This is a genomic window from Kluyvera intermedia, from assembly GCF_021440345.1.
Taxonomy (GTDB): domain Bacteria; phylum Pseudomonadota; class Gammaproteobacteria; order Enterobacterales; family Enterobacteriaceae; genus Kluyvera; species Kluyvera intermedia_A.
This window is the reverse complement of the sequence record NZ_JAKCNS010000020.1, coordinates 1-21,059: the sequence shown is the minus strand read 5'-3', so window position 1 is coordinate 21,059 and position 21,059 is coordinate 1. Positions and strand designations below refer to the sequence as shown.

Annotated in this window: 16 protein-coding genes; 2 read left to right on the top strand and 14 right to left on the bottom strand. The window is 52.2% G+C overall.

Features of this window, described 5'->3' with window-relative positions; genetic code table 11:
• Window positions 1-62 precede the first annotated feature (62 nt).
• The 12 genes from LZ634_RS07050 to LZ634_RS06995 all read right to left on the bottom strand — a co-directional run bounded on the left by LZ634_RS07050 (window position 63) and on the right by LZ634_RS06995 (window position 16,918).
• Window positions 63-566 carry a hypothetical protein gene (locus LZ634_RS07050; RefSeq protein ID WP_234503413.1) on the bottom strand — a complete coding sequence of 168 codons (504 nt, stop codon included), beginning with the start codon at window positions 564-566 and terminating at the stop codon, window positions 63-65.
• Between the two features lie 35 nt (window positions 567-601).
• Complete coding sequence (locus LZ634_RS07045; RefSeq protein WP_023288359.1) at window positions 602-2,170, bottom strand: formylglycine-generating enzyme family protein; 1,569 nt, start codon at window positions 2,168-2,170, stop codon at window positions 602-604.
• A gap of 50 nt (window positions 2,171-2,220) precedes the next feature.
• Window positions 2,221-3,435 (bottom strand): ABC transporter permease, encoded by a 1,215-nt coding sequence (locus tag LZ634_RS07040; protein WP_025999345.1) that lies wholly within the window; start codon window positions 3,433-3,435, stop codon window positions 2,221-2,223.
• The gene (locus LZ634_RS07035; protein ID WP_031521485.1) at window positions 3,425-4,150 is read right to left on the bottom strand and encodes an ABC transporter ATP-binding protein; all 726 of its coding nucleotides are present in this window, start codon (window positions 4,148-4,150) and stop codon (window positions 3,425-3,427) included. Before LZ634_RS07035 ends, LZ634_RS07040 begins: the two co-directional genes overlap by 11 nt.
• Window positions 4,150-6,117, bottom strand: a complete 1,968-nt coding sequence (locus LZ634_RS07030; protein ID WP_017901259.1) for a vWA domain-containing protein — start codon at window positions 6,115-6,117, stop codon at window positions 4,150-4,152. Before LZ634_RS07030 ends, LZ634_RS07035 begins: the two co-directional genes overlap by 1 nt.
• Complete coding sequence (locus LZ634_RS07025; RefSeq protein WP_017901258.1) at window positions 6,114-7,133, bottom strand: hypothetical protein; 1,020 nt, start codon at window positions 7,131-7,133, stop codon at window positions 6,114-6,116. The genes LZ634_RS07030 and LZ634_RS07025 overlap by 4 nt, the downstream gene beginning before the upstream one ends.
• The gene (locus LZ634_RS07020; RefSeq protein ID WP_097764898.1) at window positions 7,127-9,841 is read right to left on the bottom strand and encodes a putative virulence factor; all 2,715 of its coding nucleotides are present in this window, start codon (window positions 9,839-9,841) and stop codon (window positions 7,127-7,129) included. Before LZ634_RS07020 ends, LZ634_RS07025 begins: the two co-directional genes overlap by 7 nt.
• Complete coding sequence (locus tag LZ634_RS07015; RefSeq protein ID WP_023288355.1) at window positions 9,841-12,909, bottom strand: virulence factor SrfB; 3,069 nt, start codon at window positions 12,907-12,909, stop codon at window positions 9,841-9,843. The genes LZ634_RS07020 and LZ634_RS07015 overlap by 1 nt, the downstream gene beginning before the upstream one ends.
• A gap of 17 nt (window positions 12,910-12,926) precedes the next feature.
• Window positions 12,927-14,375 (bottom strand): SrfA family protein, encoded by a 1,449-nt coding sequence (locus tag LZ634_RS07010; protein ID WP_234503412.1) that lies wholly within the window; start codon window positions 14,373-14,375, stop codon window positions 12,927-12,929.
• Between the two features lie 49 nt (window positions 14,376-14,424).
• Complete coding sequence (locus tag LZ634_RS07005; protein WP_230324190.1) at window positions 14,425-15,537, bottom strand: tellurite resistance domain protein; 1,113 nt, start codon at window positions 15,535-15,537, stop codon at window positions 14,425-14,427.
• 81 nt (window positions 15,538-15,618) lie between these two features.
• Window positions 15,619-16,101, bottom strand: coding sequence for a hypothetical protein (locus LZ634_RS07000; protein ID WP_031521492.1), 483 nt, complete (start codon window positions 16,099-16,101; stop codon window positions 15,619-15,621).
• 79 nt (window positions 16,102-16,180) lie between these two features.
• On the bottom strand, window positions 16,181-16,918 hold the full coding sequence (locus LZ634_RS06995) for a glycine zipper domain-containing protein (RefSeq protein ID WP_031521493.1): 738 nt from the start codon (window positions 16,916-16,918) through the stop codon (window positions 16,181-16,183).
• A gap of 721 nt (window positions 16,919-17,639) precedes the next feature.
• Here LZ634_RS06995 and LZ634_RS06990 point away from each other — a divergent pair.
• Window positions 17,640-18,671 carry an IS630-like element ISEc33 family transposase gene (locus LZ634_RS06990; RefSeq protein WP_234503409.1) on the top strand — a complete coding sequence of 344 codons (1,032 nt, stop codon included), beginning with the start codon at window positions 17,640-17,642 and terminating at the stop codon, window positions 18,669-18,671.
• Between the two features lie 27 nt (window positions 18,672-18,698).
• Window positions 18,699-19,229 (top strand): inovirus Gp2 family protein, encoded by a 531-nt coding sequence (locus tag LZ634_RS06985; RefSeq protein WP_137359887.1) that lies wholly within the window; start codon window positions 18,699-18,701, stop codon window positions 19,227-19,229.
• Between the two features lie 21 nt (window positions 19,230-19,250).
• On the opposite strand, the gene LZ634_RS06980 is transcribed toward LZ634_RS06985, so the two are convergent.
• Together LZ634_RS06980 and LZ634_RS06975 are read right to left on the bottom strand one after the other, a co-directional pair.
• Window positions 19,251-20,459 carry an IS256 family transposase gene (locus tag LZ634_RS06980; protein WP_234503408.1) on the bottom strand — a complete coding sequence of 403 codons (1,209 nt, stop codon included), beginning with the start codon at window positions 20,457-20,459 and terminating at the stop codon, window positions 19,251-19,253.
• 152 nt (window positions 20,460-20,611) lie between these two features.
• A partial coding sequence (locus tag LZ634_RS06975; RefSeq protein WP_234503404.1) for an inovirus Gp2 family protein occupies window positions 20,612-21,059 on the bottom strand: 448 nt, incomplete at its 5' end.

Here is a 21,059-nt window from a genome sequence, read left to right as displayed (position 1 = left end):
TAAGTTGGAGTCATTACCATGGGGATGATAGATATACATCCCCATTACGACGAAATAAGCGTTTATGCTTTGTTGATTAAATCGATAATACGATCGCCTTCTGTATCTTCTTGCGCAAATCGGCTAAAGATGCTGCCATCGTTTTGTGTACCCACCTTGATAGGTTCCTTGCAATTTTTGTGGAAGATTCTTTTCCCTTTTTTTGTGACAACCACACCTGACATATCGCCGTGCTGCTCTTTATCGTAAACAATATATTCATAGGGGCCTTTGACGACACGTATCCAGTAAAGCGAGCCACCGGCGATCATCTGAGAATTATAGTAGGCGTTAACCCCCGGTTGATTAGTGACAAGATTCAGCTCAGCAGTCGGAGCAGACTGGGTTCCCAGGGCATATCCCGCGCTATCCTGCGCAATAAAGGCGCTGGCGTATTTATTATTGGTGAGCAGGCATTCCAGCGTTAATTGTTCCTGATCCTCCGCACTGTAAGACGCAGCTAAAGCTGTCTGGCTGAGTGACATACAGACAATGGTCAACGCCGCAATTCGTAGAGTTAATTTCACGTTCCTTACTCCTTTATAAACTGACATGTTTAAGATTAGTGGCCGTTCTTTACTTGTTTGCAGGTATCCAGCCAGCCAGCTGTATCAATTTTGCCGTTCGCTAGGTATTTTTGCTGATTCTGCCAATGAGCAGCGAGGAACGGCTTAAGACCGGAAAGACGTTTATTCAGCATCAGCATCTGATTGAACACGTTCACTTCGCCTTTTAGCCCTGCTTGCCCATACAGGGTGCCGGAATCCACCAGACTGCTGGCGTAGTAGCTCGTTAGCTGCTGTAGACGATCGGTTTGTTCCGCCAGCTTATTTTTGCGGATGGCACAGTTGGCATCGCTGCTGTCTTTATCTTTGCACAGCAGCTCATAATTGTGATTGAGGAAGTCAAGGAAACGACCATCGTCCTGTAATTTGGTACAGAGAAAAGAGCCCAGATTCAGGCTGGCGCGGATAGACTGTGCTCTTTCTTCTTGCTGCTGCTGGTTGCTGGCACGAAGTTGGTTTTCCAGATCTTTCAGCTTTTTCTTCAGCTCGCCGTCTTCAACGCCAGAAGCCAGGCTACCTAACGCTTTCGCCGTATCATTGGACCCGGATTTGCTGCTCTCTGCGCCCGTTTTATCATCACCGAGAGTCGACCAGTTTTTCTCAAGAAGTTTGACCCGGTCCGTTGAGGTAATTGCCTGGGAAACCAGCACCAACCGCAGGCCCATTGTTTTACTGGTAAAAGGCTGGGCATTATCGTAATAGTTAATTTCTTTACGGCTAGCGCTGCGGATATCCGACTCACTGGACATCACGCTGCCGCCACGCACCACAAAACCGCCAGCCTGGCCATGCAATCGATTAATTTTATTGAGGTAGAAGGGGGTAAACATCATCTCAGAGACGTTGCCTAACATATCGTACAGGCCGAGCGGGTTAGGATTTAACAGACCGATGAGCTGAAGTTTCCCGTTTGAGGACTGCGAACCGGAATACCACTCATAATTTTTGATGTCGTCCATCGGATAACGGGAATCACGAAACTGTGCGGTATCCACTTTCAGACCGCCGCGCGCGGCAAACTCCCACTCTACTTCGGTGGGCAGTCGTAAAAAACCTGGCTTGTTATCTTCTTTCGGCAGCTTGTCGAGCGCGTTTGCGCGTAACCACTGGTTATATTTATCGGAGAAATTAACGGCCTCAAACCAACTGATGCTGGTTTGAGGGAGGCTAAGTTTACGCGATGGTGTCGGGCAAGTATCGGAAGTTAATGCCTGATATTGCAATGCCGTCAGCTCATATTTCGCCATTAAATAATAACGGCCTTTATTTTGGGGCGTTTCAGTAAAGCTACCGGCGATAAACGTGGGATAACTGTGTTCCACAAAGCCCCATTCACCGCCATCTTCCCCTAAGGTGATGGGAATATCATCCAGAGGACCGGCTACTGGAATTTCTACCCGACGAAATACCATCGAACCTTCGCAGGGCATAGGCAAAATCACGTCATCGCTATCTGGCTTCGGATTATAGGTTTTCTCTGCCCACGGTTCTGCCAGCGCGGGGGAGATCTTCACCAGCAGGGCTAGCGCCAGGCAGCGCGATAATGTGGAAGGAGTAAAGGCCATGAACGATCTCCGCTAAAATAGATGCTTAGGGCAAATTAAAAAAATAAGGGTTATGCCTCGCGCAGGCTCTGCGCAGGTTCAATATGGATCGCGCGCCAGGCACCGATACCGGCAACCAGCGTCGCCACAACCAGCGTCAGTAAGAGGGCGATAAGGCCGTGTAAGGGCGTTATCTTGCAAATCATCTGACCGGTGGCCTGGCTTGTGGACAGCGCCCGGTTAAATATCTGGCTGGCTAAAAAATAGATGCCAAAACCGCCGATATAGGCCATCAGGCTGAGCAAAGCGCCCTGACTAATGACGTAAACGCCTACGGCTGGTCGCGTGAAGCCCAGCAGACGAAGTACAGCAATATGCTTACGTTTACGATCGACATTGGCGATAAACGAGCCGATTAACGAGGCGATACAGCCAATGAGCGCGGTGATGGCGATCGTGTTAAAGATGATGCCCAACACACGGTTAATGCTTTTTACATTCTCAATATCCGCCAGCCGACTGGTGGTTTCGATGCGTTGGGCGCGCAAATCGCGTTCAAGGCTGGCGACATGGTCAATATCGCGTGCGTACAACCTTGCGCGGGCGTAGCGCGGCGCGTTACCGTTAAGCTGAGCGCCGCTGGCGACCCCTAACGCTGTTACCGCATAGCCATCGCGAAAATGTTCAAGAGCCATTAATAACGCAGGGCGGGTAAAGATAGCGGGGCGATTAAAATAGGTGGCTGGCAAAATCCCCACCACGGTCACGCGCTTACGTCCCCATTCGCGGCGTTCATCGAGCATACGACTCACGCGTAGCGTGAGCGTATCACCGGTTTTCACCGCCAGCTTGCGTGCCGCTTCCTGAGTAATAACAACTTCATGGTCATGATGGAGCACCTGCGTGCCGAGCAAAGGATCGCCAGCCTCTGTCGGAATGACTTCCGCATTTTCAATAAAATGTGTGCTGTCCGTCTGCAAGTCAGTCAGCGTATTGAGCGAGCGCGTTTGCCCGATGGCGAAGCCGACATCAGGCCGCTGCCGTAGCTGCGTGATCCAGTGCTGATCGTAGCTTCCGCTGCTCAACATGCGGATCTCCAGATTGCGGGGATCGTTGGCCAGATCGTTTTGTAACTGGTTCACAATGCCAAAGCGCAGGCCAAAAAGGAGCAGTAAAGGGGCGATGACCGCAACAAGAGAGGAGACGATGCAAAAAGAGATGATGCGATCGTGCCACAGGTCTTGCATTGCAAGGCGACCGAGCAGTCTTGCACGATTAAAGGACAAAGTAAGTACCTCCCCGTTCGCTCTGTGATGACGCCGTCAGCGATTCTGGCTGCGCAGCTAAACAGGGTAAATTGAAGTGTTTGACCAGAGGCCAGTCATGGCAAACGACCAGCGCCATCATGTCTTCCTGACGGACTAGTTCGATAAACAGGCTAAATAATTTCTGGGCATTGTAGGGATCGAGCGCCGCCGTCGGTTCATCTGCCAGTACCAGCGCCGGGCGATGTAATATCGCGCGCGCAAAAGCGGTGCGCTGCCGTTCGCCAAAGGAGAGCTGGGTAGGATATTTTGCCAGTAGTGGCGACAGTTTTAGCGTGTCGATGACCCTATCCAGCATGGTGCTGTCAGGGCGGGCTCCCAGCAGCTGGCACGGCAAGAGAATATTATCTTTGACGTTCAGGTAGGGAAGGAGGCCACCGTTTTGTAATACAAAGCCAAGTTCGCGTGCCCGAATCGCAGCGAGTGTATTATGTCGCTCGCCCAGAAGCAACGCGGCAATATCCTGCTGCTGTGTCCCTTTGCTGAGCGTGTAACGCCCAATTTTGCTGGGATGCAACACTAAACCAATGGCTTCCAGAAGCGTGCTTTTACCGCAGCCGCTTTCACCCGTTACCGCCACCACCTCGCCTGGCCGCAGCGAAAGCTGCGGCAGGTAAACACGGTGAGCCTGATGATCCTGACCACGAACCACGCACAAGTCTTCAATGTGCAGCATCAGGGCATCATTTCCAGTGGGATGGGATACACGCGATCGCGCGGATCGCTACCTTGCGCCAGCTCGACCCAGCGGTCGACATCTGCATTATATTTTTGATAGTGACGCAGCTTGGATGACAGTGTGCGGATAAATTTCTCCTGTGACAGCCCATCCCAGCTTTTCCACGTTTCTTCATCGAGATTCAGCACATCGCTTTTGTAGGGAAGATCGGCCAGATACTCGCCCAGCACGCCAAGATCGCCGATGCTCGCGCTGTCTTGCTGTTTCAACTGGTTAGGATCGGTCCCCATTGTTGCCGCAACGGTGCGCAGTTGTTCAAACATCTTAGTGGGCGAGATCATCCCTTCATTAGCGGCTTTCAGAATCTGGCTGACGGCATCGCTTAAATCGCTCAGCTGTCCCTTGGTTAAGAGCACGCGAACATCTGTTGTGGGGATGTTCTGCTTAATCAGATCGCGATCGCTAATCCAGGCCTGGAACACCAGCGGGGCCTGGGTGCTGTTGCGTTTGCCCAAATAGGCTAACTGCATCGCATGCCCGATTAACGCCGTATCCTGGAGCAATTTCTGCTCCGCCGTGAGCTTTTGCCCCTCATCTTTGGCATACAGCGCGCTGCCAATGGCGGCATCCCCCATATAGGCGGCTTTCACCTGTTCCGTAATGGCTGACGCCAGGGCATCAACCTGCTGACCGAACATTTTGATATCGCCTGCATTCACCGCCTGATAAAGGTTAGATTGCGTGCTATCAAAATTGGAGAGATCGCGGTACTGGCTCTCGGCTTTGGTATGGTTTGCTTTGCCGCTGGCGGTTTTCAGGTGCAACGTATAAATAGCAATGCCGCGGTTACCGGCTTCCAGACGGAGCTGGCTGGCATCAAGGCCGGTTCCTGAAAGTTTATTGCTGCCCTCAATCGCGCCAGCATCGGTAATCAGCACCATATAGCGGGCGCCGAATGGACTCCAGTCAATGTCATCAATAGCTGATAACACGCCGGAATAGGCATCCTCGTCGTATAAAGAGCTTGAGACCTTCGCTTCTTTAAGATCGGCGACTTTCTGCAGAAAATCCGCGCCGTCCTTGACCTGGTTAGGGTCGGCGAAAATGCGGGTGTTATATTCAAGTCCCGGTACGGCTTTGGTATTTGAACGATAAGAGACCAAACCAAACTTGACCTGCCCATCCAGATGCTCTTGTTTAATTTTGTCGTAGATCTTATTGACCGCCTCTTTAGTGCGCTCAATATACGGCCCCATTGAAATGGTTGAATCGATAACGAACACCACCGAAGCGTTAAAGCCTTTCAACTGGTTTACGTCGTTATCTTGTTTTGCCGCTGCGTTATCATCCGCCTTGCTGACGGAGGCCACGTTGAGCAGGCGCGTATAGAAGCCATCTTCGGTCATGACCTCTTCGCCGCTCAGGATTGGCAGCAGATAAAATTGCTTTTGCAGATCGACAAAATATTCCGGCTCCTGGGCCTGAATACCTTCAGCGTGGCCGTCACGCTTCAATTTGGCGCGCAGCGGCGCCACCAGAGAGACAGGATCGGGGGCAGAAAGAATGTTATCCAGACTTTCTTTCTCTTTGAAAAAGAGTAACCGATCGCGGTTGGCCGGGTTGGTAAACGCCAGCGTCAGCTGCATTTTCCAGTCTACGGTACAGGATTTCGGCAACCAGCCAAGGGTTTTGCCATAGCTATCCGGCCCGACTTTAAGCCAGCTTTGCCCCTTAGCCTCTTCCTTTTGATAAACATAAAGGCTGCTAAAGGCAGGCTGAAGCTGCCCATTTTCATCCCCGGCGTTGTCGCTAAGCTTACAGCCTGGCGTCGTCAGGATGCGCTGGTATAGCGTTTTCTTCCCTTCCTGAAGCAGCGGTTTATCGCCCTCGGCGGCAAAGAGGTGCCCGCTGAACAACAGGCCGCATAAGGGCAGCGCCAGACGGCAAAAAAAAGTCCGGGTCATTTTGCTAGCTCCTCAAGGCGCTGCTTAGCCGTTTGGTTCTCGGGTTCTGATTGCAGTACCGTTTCGTACCAATAGGCCGCGGTATCTTTATCCGCCTCTTTGAAACATTCGCTTGCCTGATGGTATTTCGGATCGTACTCACCGGCGTAAATCAGGGCGATTTTGGTATCGCCGCCCTGCGCGCGATTTGCGTACAGGCGCTGGGCGACGCCGCATTTCTTCGCCTCTTTCGCTGACTGGATAATGGCCAGCAGTTTATCGCTATCGAGTTTTTCCTGAACGCACGTCTGCACGAATTCAAGCTCGCTCAGCGTGTCTAAACTCTGTGCGGAACAGCCAGCCGGGGCTTTAGGCTCGGTGTTCGTCGCTTCAGGGGCGGCGGCGGCGGGGGCTTGCTGAGCTTGTACCGCCGGGACCACCTCCTGACCTTTGTCCCGGCCCATGAACCACCAAAGCGCGCCAGCAATCACCACTAAAAGCAGGATGGCGGCGATGATGAGCGGGAGGCGGGAAGCCGCAGGTTTTTGTTGCGGCTGCGGCTCGGCATGAATGGTCGGCGCAATGGTTTCAGATTCTGCGACGGGCGCTTCTACGATGGCCGCTGGTGCGGAGTCGGTTTCTGGGGTTGCCAGCATACTGCTGCTGCTGTAATTACCCGTCGCGCCCCTGGCTTCAGAAGAGAGCAACTCATCACGCACCAATTGGAGGGTGGTATTGCGCACTTCTCCTGAAGCCAGCTTGATCTGAATCTGGACCTGGCTTGCGTTTGCCAGCAAAGGGTCAAGTAGAGTAGGGCCGATACGAAAGCCGCTGCCGTTGGCCAGGGAGTAACCGCCGTTGACAGTAAACCAGTGCTGTGCAGGGCTCCAGCTGCCATCGGGCTGCAGATAGTTCTGCTCGTTATTACAAAGCGTAAAGGTCAGATCGGGCAGCACCGCAGTTTCGCCGCGCAGGCGAACCATCAATTGTGCGGTACCCGGCTCTGCCGGTTGGCAGGCGATGATTTTAGCTAGCATGGCATGTTCTCTTGTTTCAATTGGCTGATAATTTGACCAAGTTGGCGATTATGTTCGACGGAAATATCGCGCGTGGCGCTATGACCAGCGTTATCAAGTACGACGCTCATCAGGGCGGATAGCCAGTCTCCCAGATAAGAGACACCCGGCTGCGGCGCAACGGCGGCGAGCTGCGGCAGCTCGTCGTTCATCAGCGGTTTCTGGCGCAGGAAGACTTTATTTTTCTCGCCAACATAGCTGTTGGGCACCTTTTCAGGCGGTAGAGTGAGATAACCAAACCAGGCGATAAAATCACGCATAGTCAGTTGGGCGCGCAGAACCTGGCGTGCCATAAGATGTTCACGCCGCGTACCCGCTTGCTCCTGACCCGCCAGCGCGCGTTTCAGCGTGCCTTCCAGATCGAGGCGCGTGGCTGCGGTGATCAATTCTTCGCTGAGATGATTAATCAGTTCGCTGTTCATCCCCAACTGACGCCACTGCGGCGCTTGCTGCGGCAGTTCACGCAAATGCGCGACCCAGGCTTTAAACGCCTGATGGGCGAAATCATCGTCCTGGCCGACTCTTTCCTGGGCAGTTGACGCTGGCGCGTCAACCACGGCGATTTCAGCCGGTGCGTCGGCGAAGGGATCGCTGCCAAACGGGTTATCACCGAAGGGGGTGTTGCCAAATGGGCTGGCGGTAAACGCGTTTGCCGCCAGGCTGTCGCCATCGTTTGACGGTTCCGGGTTGCGGTCGCGAATGCTTAAATAGATGTTATTAAGCTCCTGCGTCGGCAGATCCAGACGATTAATTAGCTCTCCCATACTGTGGGAGCAGGCGGACAGCCCCTGCCATAGCTCTTTCGCGATGGCCTGTTTTTTCACGAGCTGCCCGTCGCCGTCTTTTTCGTACCAGCGGCCCAGGCGGCGATTGCCGGTCTCCTCGCGACACTGTTCAAGTTGTTGCTGCAAACGTGCCAGCTTGAATTCCAGATGCGCGACGCCGCGCAGCGCTTTGGTTAAGCGTCCCATGCCGCCATCGTTGAGCTCGAGCATCGCGTGCCAGGCTTTGCTCGGCTCGGTGACGTGTTGCAGCACGTTTTTAGCGCTAATGAAGGTGCTGCCCATTTCGTCGAGCTTCTGGCGATAGCGCTCGGTGATGCACGCTTCCTTGTTTCGCTCCTGCTCTGTACCGTCTTTTAGGTCGATGAACGGATTATCCAGCCCCGGTTTTCGCACCAGGAAACAGTTATTAAACGCCTGGCCGGGCGCCCATTGCTGCAGCCAATCATATTGGGCGAAACGCTCCAGCAAGGTCATGTGCAGCATACCTTCCCAGCCTTCTTTTAACTGTTCGGTGGTGAGTTGCAGACTGCTGTTGATGCGCATATCGCACATGGTGATGGCCCAGAACAGCCCAGGGTTACGGCCCTGACGTTCTTCGGCGCTTTTACCCTGCGTTTTTTCTACCCAGCGGTTTAATACCGGACCAACGTCAGCAACATCGCTCTGTTTGGCGGAGCTGGCGCACACGACCAGCGCGTTCATCTCCTGATTATCGGTGTAACGTTCAAACAGATAGGCGACTTTACCGCGCAGCAGAAGCTGGCAAATGGGATTAAGCCCCTCTCTACCGGCCTCTTCCAGTGCGGTAATTTTAAGACGCCCGCGATACCCAGGGAAGTCAAGCAGATCGACCTGCTCCACGACGCTGTCGGCCTCGACTTCCGCTAACGGGAAGATAAGCTCGGTGGTTAACGCTGCCAGTTCCGCCTGGGTTAAGCTGGCGCTGCCGATTTGCTGCTCCTCTTTCCAGTAGCGGATCTCCACGTGGCGATCCTGGCTGGAGCCTAGCCGGTTAAGGCTGTCGACGTTCATAATGCTGCCATTACTGTGATCGATAAGCGTCTCCAGCGGGGCGAACACCGTCCGGGCATGATTGAGTTTGGTCAGCACATTGGCTAATGAACGATAGGTCTCGGTGAGGGCCGGCAGTTCTCCCCACAATAAAGAAAATAGCTCTGCGCGTTCACCAGGACTCAGCGCAGGGGCAATTTTCAACACCTGCGGCCAATAGGCGTGTTCAAGTTTTTCAACCGATTTTCTGAACGAGGCGTTCAGGTAATCCCATAAGGCAACCACATCTTCCTGGCTCACGCCGTTATAGCTTTTTGCTTGTGTGGCGCGTTGCAGGAAGGGGCGCAGTCGCTCTTCAACCCTGGCTTCATCAAGTTGAAAGCTCAGCTGCTCGTGGTTGAAATCATTAAACCAGGCGTTTGCCAGAATTTTGGCCAGATCGATTTCACTGAACAGGCGCAGAGGCACAGGATAGCCCGCAGGCGCGGCGGGGGCCTGGCGGGTGAAGCGGGTGACCAGGCCGGTGGCCTCTTTACCGCCGCCGACGGGATTCACTTCTTTGATAAAGTCGACGCGCCGTTCGCCATAAAGGGCTTCCAGTGAACCATTGCTGCCAGCTGCCAATGCGGAGATGAGATAGGATTTCCCGGCCTGAGAAATGCCGAAAAAACCGACGGTCATTGGCGTTCTGGCGACCAACGTCAGGCTATTGGCCTGGTTACGCGTGCGGAGCAAGCTAAGGTTGAGTTTATCCGCCTCGTTGTCGAGGCGACGTGAACCGGAACGCACTGCATCAACCCAGCCAAGTGCGTCCTGACAGCCCTGAGCGATAGCTGCCCAACCCTGAGTGAGAGATTTTTGATCGCTATTCATTATTTTTTAACACTCCCGCTATCGAGCCAGTGTCGGCTATCAATGAGCCCCGTATCGGGCATAGTATTGAGTTCCAGATCTACATCACGCTTGCTGAATGACTTATCGGTGTTGCTGGTGATATCCGCAATCATCAGCCGATCGCTGATTAAGCCCAGTTGGCGCGCCCGTTTGCCTTTGTCGATAGCCAGTCTCACTTTCAGGTACGGTGAACCGTTATCCACGGAGAAGGCGGCGGAAAACTTCTTACGGCCTTCTTCGCTAAAACGTAAGGTATAAAGCGGTGCGGCGGCCCAACGTTCGGCATCCAGTTGACGATAACCCAGCCGCAAATCGCCACGCATGATGATACTTTGCGTGGTGTTCTCGCCATTTTCGTCGGTGAATGTCGGCAGTTTTATCTGCCCGTTCTCCGATTCGATATGGCGATAAACGATATCGGCACTGCGAATCAGGTTATCCATATCAATGGTGCCAATATGGCGAATCGTTGAGTAAGGCTTCAGCGCCGAGGTACGGAAATGGAAGTTAGGAATGCTGTGATTTGCGCACAGTTGCGTGAGCATCGCGCCAACGGAGGCGGTGCTCTTCGGATCGTCGATATGGCCATTTTTATGGAACGGATACCAGGTGCCGGTCTGATAACCGTGCAGCGGTAAAATACGCCCCGGCGGCAACGGCAGGTTGCGACGGATAATTGCCTGAATGCCCGGCAGCTGCGAAGGGCGGCCCGTCAGCAGTAGCAGGTCGCAATGATAATAGCTCAGCACTTCGCACAGCGCGGTTAGCACTTTATCAATGTTGAACTTACCCGAGCACAAATCGTTATGCACTCTGGCGAGCGGCAGAGTGAGCATTACCTCCGCCAGTTTGAAATCGGTCGGACCACCAGCTTTTTGTACTTCGCGGCGAACAAAGCTCTCGACTTCATCACGCAGAGAACCTACCGGCAGTAGATCGCCGACACGTTGGTTAATCACGATATGCGTTTGCTCGTCCAGCGGATCGAATTGCTCGTATTTACCCAGAATGTGCAACGCGAGGGGAACGAAGAGTTGCAGGGTGAGCTGCTGGCGCAGCACGGATTCCGCCGCGCTAATATTTTGCGAGCCGCACAGTTGAGACATCAGCGTCTCAACGGATATGACCCCCGTTTCACGCAGCGCCTGCTCAAAGGCTGGAAGCACATAGGACTGGATGACATCCAGCAGAATATCGTCGCCGGCAATTTTAAAACTGTCGCGAAAACGCTGCTGCGGGATGATATGGACGTTAGCGCCGCCCCCACTATGACCATTGCGATCGAGATGATAATCGGTGATGACCAGATCGGTGGTGCCGCCGCCGATATCGATAGATGCGATGGATATTCTTTCACGTTGCGTGCTGTCGGGTCGGCTAAGGGCGTCGAAAAACGACTCCGGGTGACCGGCAAAGTTTTGGTTTATCTCGGTGTAGAGATAAACCAACTGCGCGCAGGACGCTTCATCCCACTCGACCCTGATTTTCGGCAGCGGAATTTTAATGTTTGTCTGACTATGATCTTCTTGCTCATCCTCATAAGGATCGTTTTCGCCGTTGTGCCAGCGTAGCGCTTTCCAGACTAAACCGACCGCCTGACGCATACGGTCATCCAGTACGCAACGTTCAGCCATCGGCATACCGGGCGGCACGGTCAGAATAATATGGCGTAGCTGACGCGGAATACCTGCGTGTCCCTGACGTATGCGTTGTTCCGGGCTATTAATCTGACTAATCGCCTGGGTTAATACTTCCGCGAGCATAAAGGTCATCAGCGAGCTGCGGGAATAGCGTGGCGTAAAGACCGGGATGCGATCCATCTCATCTTCGATGGTGTGTAACGCCTCGCCCCGTTCATCGATCAGATTCGCGAACGGCGCAGCGGTGGCGAGTGGATTACTGTCCTGCACGTAGCTACCGTTGAATCGCCAGCCCTGACCGTAATATTTTTCATCCCAAAGATAACGTTTAGGGCTGGAGAGGCCGGTTGAACCTTCGCTGCCTTTTCGGCGCGCCGCTAAACGACCCGCTTCTCCGCCGATACGAGCGATCGTCGGCCACTGGAAGGCATCGTGGCGGCCGCTACGCACCGAGCAGTGATCTTTGCCGAAGAAGGCCTGTGAAAATTCGACCCGGCTTTCAAAGGGTTCGGTATAAACATGTTCCGGCGCGCTAAGATCGCGCAATTTGAGCACATAGTTGTGCTGCATACCTGAACCTGATTGCCCATGATCTTCAATGAGAATACCGCAGGTGCGTGAGTTACCGACATCGAGGATCAAATCAACGGGAATAGGCTTGATAGCGTTAGTTTCCCGATTGGCGATGACCCTGAACTGCGGCAATTCAATGATGGGGGCGGTCTGACTTTGCAAACCTTCGACGGGAATCGCCATCAGTGAAAGAAGGTTAAGGTAGTGCGCCAGCGGATACTGCTGGTTAAGCTCCTGCTCGCGTTCGTCGATATCCCGGCCTTTGCTCGCCTCTTTAAATACCTCTTTCAGCCAGTCGACAATCCACTCTTGCGTGAGATACCAGTTGAGGGCATAGGTGGCTGTCGCCACCGCAAAGGTTGCCCCGGCATTGACATCTTCCTGGTTTGGGCTGAGGTCGGCGGCGGCCTGCTGTTTGGCCATTACGCGAGTATCGATAGCCAACGTCATTCGATGGCTATGCCCATCCATATCAGGCTTGTCCAGCTTGACGATACGAAAACGCGCCCAGTTTAGCGGCCCTTCCTGATAGACGTCAGGCGGGCTGAAACGGAGTAGGGGAAGCGGCAACCATGTCCCGTCAAACAGCTTAAGACTCTGCTCAACGGGAATATCGTACTGGCTTTTAGCCTTCTCGATATTTGCCGGGCTGGGCTGATAAAAATAGTAATCACGCTGTTCGTTGTAGATTAAACGGGTCAATACGCCATTGGCTAATTTAACAAATTCACCGGCGGGCAAACGTCCTGGAGACAAACCAAAATCCATAAACTGGATCCCGGAGTCGCCTACCAGGGTTACTTGACGATCAAAAGATACAATCTCGGGCAACATAGTTATCTCGTCCCTGTTCAGGAATTAGGTTGAAGCATACGAATCGGGAAGGTTTTTTCCCCATCGTTGCTGCCAATACAATCGGCATGACCCGCGGAAGGTGATTTGCACTCGATGGTCGGCACAATAAAGTTTGAGCCATCGCTGCAGGTCATTTGCTCAGGGTTGGTAATGTTGAGCGCCCCCTGCTGCACGTTACCGTTGGCTGGGCCACGGCACGTTACGCCGCTGGACTGGCGGACGCTGACGGTGCCGTTGCCCTGGTCAAAATTATATTGCAGCTGGAGCGGGCGTCCGGTGTGCTTGTCCTGAATACCGCCATTCACGCGCCATTCGCCGTTAAGAAACTTCGCCGGGCCGTCCGGCAGGGTGGCCGGGAGGGTTAACGGTTCGCCCTGCGGCGCAACGAGCGGCGGGGCGGTTACCGGAGTCACGCCCGGAGGCGTCTGCTCGTCGTGGGTATCCTGTACGCCGGGCGGCAGTGGCGGTTTTACGCTGGCTTCATTTGCGTTAGCCGGCGGCGGCGTCGCATCGCCGTCTACCGCTCTGTCAGATGTGTCGGCAGGCATCGCGGGCACCGTTGAATCCAGCGCAGGATGCGCGTCCGCGGTTGACCCTTCCACAATGCCGGGTACGGCGCGAGCGCCAACGGCGGTTTCTGACCCCCTGATCGCCACGTCATGGGTGCTGGTGGCCGGGTGCGTAGCCACAGGTTCAGCGGTGACCGTGGTTTTATCCGCAGAAAGACCAGGGAGGCCCGGCAGGGAAAGAGAAGGAGCGCAGCCGCGGAGCAGCCCTAACAGCAGCGCCAGCAGCAGTAACGCCAAAAGTAGCCATAGCAACCAACGCCAGCGCCAGCGGCGCGTTCGAACATCAACAAAGGGCGCGGGAGCGGGTTCGACGGTTTTTTCCGTGGCGCTGGCCTGCGGCGGAACGGCCGCGAGGGCGGCGGCGGGAACGGACGATGAACTCAGCCAATGCATCGGGTGACGTTGTTCCCCTTCCGGGTGGACAAACCCCCAAAAGGTGATCACCAGCGTTCCATTAACGAGATAGACAAACTCATAATCGGGGAAATGGGTCACAGATTTAAGCAACTGGGCAAAGACCCGACGATCGCCGCCGGTTCGGCTTTGCTCCGCGTTGAGCAACTGTTCGCTTAGTGACTGCACTGCCATTTGAAACGCATTAAATTGCTGGCGCGCCGATTCTCGCTCCGCTTCGCTTGCGCCGCTCCACGGGATAACATCGCCGGGAAAACTGCTGTACCAGTCGGTTCTGTCACCGCCCTGATCGTTTTGCGGGATAGCCAGATGACGGGCCAGATCGCGCCCTGCATCAAGACGATAGATGGCTTCGCGTAGCTGGAAGGCCATCTTGAAAACAGGATAGCCCGTTTCACCCAGCGCCTTGAATGAAGAGTTATTTCCGGTACGAAGTAGTGGTCCCTGAATCGAATTTCGCATTATCTAACCCTTAAAGGCTGTAATTTGACTAAAGCCACAGTGGTGCAGGCTAATTTTTGGTCGCGCCGGGCGTCCATTTGAAACCCCAGCCATAGTGCTTATCCATCGACTCGCGGTCGGGGAAGAAACGGTCAAGGCGTTCAACCTGAATATTGCCATCGACATTTTTGAGCCTGGCGATGGCGGCGACATTATTACGCTGGTCGCTATCCGTGAGCATGGATGTAATCGGCTGCTGTTCGGGGACATAGAGGGTGACGGAGGCGTTTGTCCCTTGCCAGTTATCGGTGCCAGCGTAAATGAAGCTATAAATCAGCACCTCATCAATGTCCTGCCAGTGGCTGCCGTTGACGAAAAGCCATTCGCCATCCACGTCATTGCCTTCACGCAGATCTTCCTGCAGCAGCAGATACGGTGGCTGGTCATAGTTGCCGGGCAAATGACTCAGCGCCTCAGCGCCGCTGATTTCACCGTTTTTTAAGCGCACAAAGGCGGCAATATCGAGATCGACAGGCTCTTTGTGGTCCCCCTGCTTCCACTGCAGATTGATTTTTATCCGGCCAAAATCCTGACGTTTCTCAAGCTTCACGCTGGGATTGGTGTCAGTTAATTCGGTATGGGTTGGTGTAACAACGGGGAGCGTCACGGCCGGGCGATGTGTAAACCACCACCAGACACCGACGAGTAGGAGCAGCAGTAGCAATAATGCCAGCCAAGGAAGAAAACCGCGGCACCAGGGGATAACCACTACCGTATGGAGGGGCGCCGCTGTGCTGGCTGTGGCCCAATTGACCAACACCGGTTCGCCGCCGACGCTATAGCCGTCGAGGTGGTGTGATTGGGTGAGTAGCGTTTGCAACACATGTGCTGACTTATCTTCGCCGCGCGCGGCCAGCTGGCTGATTAACCCCGCCAGAATGTCCTGATATTGCTGACGTTTATTCTCAACAGTCAGCCGTTCGGCGTCATTCAGTGCGGAAAAAGGTTTAGCCAGCCCCTGACGTGCTGTCCACCACTCCAGGCGTCCTTCGGCATTGCGACGCGCGGTGGCATACAGCAGCGCCAGTGAAGGGGGAAGATGACGATGTATGATACCGACCGTCTCTTCATAGGTTGTCAGCGTTGCTTCATGAATCGGCGCGGCAGTTGTTAATCGTTGCATAAGCAAATCATTATTGTTGTGGGTGATATGCATGAGATGTGTATCATCGCATCTCAGACAGCCGGAACGTTTTCTGCGCTTTTAGCGGAGCGTATTTGCTTCTTCGAGAACTTTTATTTTGTGCTTGGCTTCGGCGACCTTTTTCTCAATCGCTGAAATTTCGCTGGCGCTCGTTGCCGTTTGTGACTGGCGCTGCAGCTCCTGCAATTTGGCAATTTCCTGCTGGCGTTCGCGGCTTTGAATCTTGCTTGATTTCAGTTTTGCGAGAGTCTGCGACAGATCCGAACGCACGGCATTTAGCCTTGCTTGTTCATCTGCCAGCTTTTGATTTAAGGTCTGCTGTCTGTTTTGGGTATAATCCTGCTGTTGCTTGGCCGATTCATTTTGATATTGGCTCAGGCGAACCTGCTGTTCTTTTTGATCAACCTGCTGACGATAACCACCCGACGTGGCGCAGCTCAGTTTGGTAATAAAGCTTGGATCTTGTGCGTGTAAATCACAGTCCTGGGGAGACGTAGTACAACCCGTAAGGACAAGGGCGGCAAGAAGTGCGTATTTTCTCATCAAATAATCCATCATTAGCGTCGAATAACGCTGCTTTAAGCAGTCTTAAACCGGCCGATAATGCTATCGGCCGAAAGGGTTAACCAAGGGAGATCGCCTGGCGCTGTTCATACAGCTCGTTGGTTTCTTGTTCCAGAGCAGCAATCTTGCTATTGAGATTGGCATATTCTTTGTTCAAATTTGCCAGCTTGCTTTTCTCTGCACTTGTGGTGGTCGTTTGACCTTGTAAAGCGACCTTATAGGCAGATTCTTTATCCTTCATGCCTTTCATGGTCTCTTTCATCTTGCTGATGTTGGCATCAATTTGCGCCAGCTGGGTTTTCGCACCGGCTTTATCAAATCCAGCTTTATCTTTTTGGATGCTGATTTTGGTTAAGGTGGCCTGGTTTTCGCTAATAACTTGTTTCATCGCCAGCGTCGATTTTTCAACCGCTGCGGTATCTTTGCTGATGTCGTTATCCATTGCCTGCAGACGATCGGCGGTGGAGGCATAATCTTTTTTCAGTCCGTCAAGATAGTAGTTAGCGGTCATACCTGCAGCACAGCCAGCAGCGCCACCAATTGCAGCGCCGGCAAGCGCTTTCTTCGAGTCACCTGCTAGCGCCCCTACTAACGCGCCGAGAGCTGCGCCGGATACGGCGCCTACGCCACAACCTTGTGCACCAGAAGCGCTAAAGAACTGTGATTGTTCTGTGGTGGTAAGGCGAGGATCCGGCTTTGTCCCAGACAGGAGAGAGCTTCCGGTATTGGCACAGCCTCCAAGTAACAATGCTGCGGAAATCACGATGCATGTGGTAGTTCGGTTAAATGTATTCACAATCTTTTTCCTTAAAAATAATTAAGTAACGACAAGCAAGCTGTATCAACTAAAAATTTAGAATTAGTAATGATTTTGTCCGACATTACTGATTATTGTATTAGTTATAAGATGTCAAAAGAGCTATTCAAAGAGCATTTAAATAATAAGTAATAAATTAATTGCAATGTGTTATTATGTGTTCGTAGGTATCCCGCACTGATAGCTTATGCAATTTTGTGTTTTCGTATCACTTTATGTTGGCCTTGCTGCTGAAACACATCTTTTTCAAAAATAATCGACATTTTCGAATTCGTAGGCCTTACCATGAAACATGGGAGGATATCTCCACATAAAATATACATTCCGTGAATATATCTCAACGTCAGACATTTTTCCAGTGTGTACAATTAGAATGTTGATTCAACTGATTAATCTTTATTAAACACACTAAAGATCATGCCAGAAATGCCGATAAATCACATGTGTGCTGTTGTCTTTGTTTGTGAAGTAGGTAGGGTTACAGTTCTTGTTTTCACTGATGTAATCTGTATTTGATATCTTAATGTAATGTAGTTTTTTATTAATTGCAGTGTTTTGTGTATGCGTGGAAGGATGAGTGTACGTAAAGTGGCTAGCTAAATAGCTGCGCGGAATAGTAGATCACTGAAAGGGAACTCAGCCCGGATTGTGCGATCTGATCAATCGCCAAACCAACCAAAATCACCAACCGGACTGAGCGATGCCGATCATAGTACCAATACCCCGTGGCGAACGACGCCTGATGCAGAAAGCTATTCATAAAACGCGTGATAAAAATCATGCCCACAGACTCACGGCCATGCTGATGCTTCATCGGGGTGAACGGGTCAGCGATGTTGCCAGAACTCTCTGTTGTGCCCGTTCATCCGTTGGTCGCTGGATTAACTGGTTTACGCACTCAGGTATTGAAGGCCTGAAATCCTTACCCGCAGGGCGCTCCCGACGCTGGCCTTTTGAACATATCTGCACCCTGTTACGTGAGCTGATAAAGCATTCTCCCGGCGATTTTGGTTATCAACGTTCACGCTGGAGCACCGAATTACTGGCAATAAAAATCAATGAGATAACCGGTTGCCAGTTACATGCAGGAACCGTTCGCCGCTGGTTGCCATCTGCGGGGCTTGTATGGCGCAGGGCCGCGCCAACTCTGCGTATCCGTGACCCACATAAAGATGAAAAGATGGCGGTAATCCACAAAGCGCTGGATGAATGCAGCGCAGAGCATCCGGTATTTTATGAAGATGAAGTGGATATCCACCTTAATCCTAAAATCGGTGCGGACTGGCAGTTGCGCGGACAGCAGAAACGGGTAGTGACGCCGGGGCAGAACGAAAAATACTATCTGGCCGGCGCACTGCACAGTGGCACGGGTAAAGTCAGCTACGTGGGCGGCAACAGCAAAAGTTCAGCGCTGTTTATCGCTCTGCTGAAGCACCTGAAAGCCACTTACCGGCGGGCGAAAACAATCACGCTGATCGTTGATAACTACATTATCCATAAAAGCCGCGAAACACAGCGCTGGTTGAAAGCAAATCCCAAGTTCAGGGTAATTTACCAGCCGGTTTACTCGCCGTGGGTGAATCATGTGGAACAGCTATGGCAGGCACTTCATGACACGATAACCCGTAATCATCAGTGCCGCTCAATGTGGCAGTTACTGAAAAAGGTCCGCCATTTTATGGAAACCGCCAGCCCATTCCCCGGAGGAAAACATGGTCAGGCAAAAGTGTAGCGGTATTAGGCGCAGCTATTTAGGTTAATTGCTGTACGTGTCGATCTCCACTATCCCAAAATAGTTGATAACGGTGACAATATCTGTTGCTTCCCTAACCTGGAACCTGGGGTGATATCCCGGATGCGTGAATCCCTCAGAGCTAAGCTGGAGGCTGACCGTACCCGTAAGGTGCGTGAGGATAAACGCATTTACCGTTGCCCTTTATTTATTATATGGGCGAAAGAGTATTCTGAATCAGGTAAATGCCACTATCACATTTGCCTGTTGTTCAACAAAGACGCTTACTACCACCTCGGGGATTACGATCAGGACGATAACCTTAGAGGGATGATCACAGGAGCCTGGTACAGCGCCCTGAGACTGGAGAGAGACGATCACCCTGGTCTGGTCCATTTTCCTGAAAACTGTAAGTATGTGCTAGACACCAATAGTACTGACTTCCAGCAGAACTACCAGGCGCTGTTAACCCGACTGGACTACCTGACCAAAGTTGAAAGCAAAGTGTTTGGTGAAGGAGACCGTAACTTCGGCTGTAGCCAAAGAGCCTGTCAGTAATTCTGTGTAACTGCCCACTCGTTAAAGGTGATCGCTCAGGCGGTCACCGAACTCGATAATAAAACGACTCATTGCCAGCCGCCAGTTCTGGATCGGCATACTCCATTTTTTCGACGCGTCCTTGATCGCCAGATACACAACCTTCCGCACCGAGTCATCTGTCGGGAACACTTTGCGTTTCTTAATCGCAGCTCGGATCACGCTGTTCAGCGATTCTATCGCATTCGTGGTGTAGATGGCCTTGCGGATATCCGGCGGGTAGCCGAAGAATGTATTCAGGTTTTCCCAGTGCGCACGCCAGCTTTTGCTGATTTGCGGATATTTATCGTCCCATTCGCCCGCGAACGCATCCAGCGCCATCAGCGCCGCCTCTTCGGTCGGAGCCTGATAAACCGCCTTCAGTCCGCTAGTGACGGCTTTGTAGTCCTTCCAGGACACGTATTTCAGGCTGTTACGTACCATATGGATGATGCGCAGCTGGATATGGGTCTGCGGATAGACGCTGTTTATCGCATCCGGGAAGCCCTTCAGGCCGTCCACGCAGGCAATCAGGATGTCCTGAAGCCCGCGATTTTTAAGCTCTGTCAGCACGCTCAGCCAGAACTTTGCGCCTTCATTTTCGGCCAGCCACATACCCAGTAATTCTTTCTGGCCTTCGGTGTTGATACCCAGCGCCAGGAAGACGGCTTTGTTGATTACGCTGCCATTCTGATGGACTTTGACAACAATGCAGTCCATATAAACAATGGGATACAGCGCATCCAACTGCCGGTTTTGCCACTCAGTGACCTGCTCTTTTACGGCGTCGGTGACCTTAGATATCAGCGTGGGCGACACATCGGCGTCGTACATTTCTTTGAACGTGGCGACGATTTCCCGTGTGGTCATGCCTTTGGCATAGAGGGATAAAATCTGGCTGTCCATCTGCGTGATACGCGTCTGGTTCTTCTTAATCAACTGAGGTTCAAAGGTATTTTCACGATCACGCGGCGTGTTCAGCTCAATCTCGCCGTCATCGCAAAGCAGCGTTTTTGACGAGTAGCCATTGCGGGTATTAGAGCCTTTTTTGGGCGCATTTTTCTCATGCCCAAGATGGTCGGTCAGCTCAGCATTTAACGCTGTTTCGACGGTTAGCTTCGTCAGCATACGAGAAAACTGGTTAAGATCGGCTTCGGTTTTAAGGCCCTTAGCCAGTTCAGCCGCCAGCGCTTTGAGTTTCTTTTCGTCCATAATTTGCCTGTCTCCGTTGTTGGAATGAACATATCAAAAACAGGCAGATACACAATTTAAATTACAGTCTCGATTATAGTAAAACAACCATCTTTAACTGATGGGTTTGGCCTTTCCATCCATAAGAAAGGCCATTTCTGTAAAAAAATAAATTACCCGCGACTGCAGCCGAAGCTACGGTCGCCATCTCCGTATACTTTTGTATCAAGTTTAGCCAGGTAGTCAAGACGATTCAGTAATTTATTGTATTCTCCTTCAAAGTTAAAATCATTGACGTCTAATATATAACGACAATTTTCAGGGTAGTGAACCAATCCCGGATAATCATCCAGTTCCAATCCCAGTGCGCTATACCATGCTCTTACAATCATCATCCTTAAATTGCTTTCAGCCTCATAATCACCTAAATGGTAATAAGCATCTTTGTTAAAAAAAAGACCAATATGAAAATGACATTTTCCCTCTTCGGAAAACTCCCTTACCCAAACATGACGAACTCGGTTTGGATATATTCTTTTACCGTTGGCGGCTCTGGCTCTCTCATTGGCCTCCAACATGGCATTTAATGCATTACGGAAACGGGGTGATGCTGCCAACTTA

Coding starts and splice junctions, on each gene's coding strand:
- LZ634_RS07045 (WP_023288359.1), bottom strand. CDS start 2,170: ATGGCCTTTACTCCTTCCACATTATCGCGCTGCCTGGCGCTAGCCCTG.
- LZ634_RS07035 (WP_031521485.1), bottom strand. CDS start 4,150: ATGCTGCACATTGAAGACTTGTGCGTGGTTCGTGGTCAGGATCATCAG.
- LZ634_RS07030 (WP_017901259.1), bottom strand. CDS start 6,117: ATGACCCGGACTTTTTTTTGCCGTCTGGCGCTGCCCTTATGCGGCCTG.
- LZ634_RS07025 (WP_017901258.1), bottom strand. CDS start 7,133: ATGCTAGCTAAAATCATCGCCTGCCAACCGGCAGAGCCGGGTACCGCA.
- LZ634_RS07020 (WP_097764898.1), bottom strand. CDS start 9,841: ATGAATAGCGATCAAAAATCTCTCACTCAGGGTTGGGCAGCTATCGCT.
- LZ634_RS07015 (WP_023288355.1), bottom strand. CDS start 12,909: ATGTTGCCCGAGATTGTATCTTTTGATCGTCAAGTAACCCTGGTAGGC.
- LZ634_RS07010 (WP_234503412.1), bottom strand. CDS start 14,375: ATGCGAAATTCGATTCAGGGACCACTACTTCGTACCGGAAATAACTCT.
- LZ634_RS07005 (WP_230324190.1), bottom strand. CDS start 15,537: ATGCAACGATTAACAACTGCCGCGCCGATTCATGAAGCAACGCTGACA.
- LZ634_RS07000 (WP_031521492.1), bottom strand. CDS start 16,101: ATGAGAAAATACGCACTTCTTGCCGCCCTTGTCCTTACGGGTTGTACT.
- LZ634_RS06990 (WP_234503409.1), top strand. CDS start 17,640: ATGCCGATCATAGTACCAATACCCCGTGGCGAACGACGCCTGATGCAG.
- LZ634_RS06980 (WP_234503408.1), bottom strand. CDS start 20,459: ATGGACGAAAAGAAACTCAAAGCGCTGGCGGCTGAACTGGCTAAGGGC.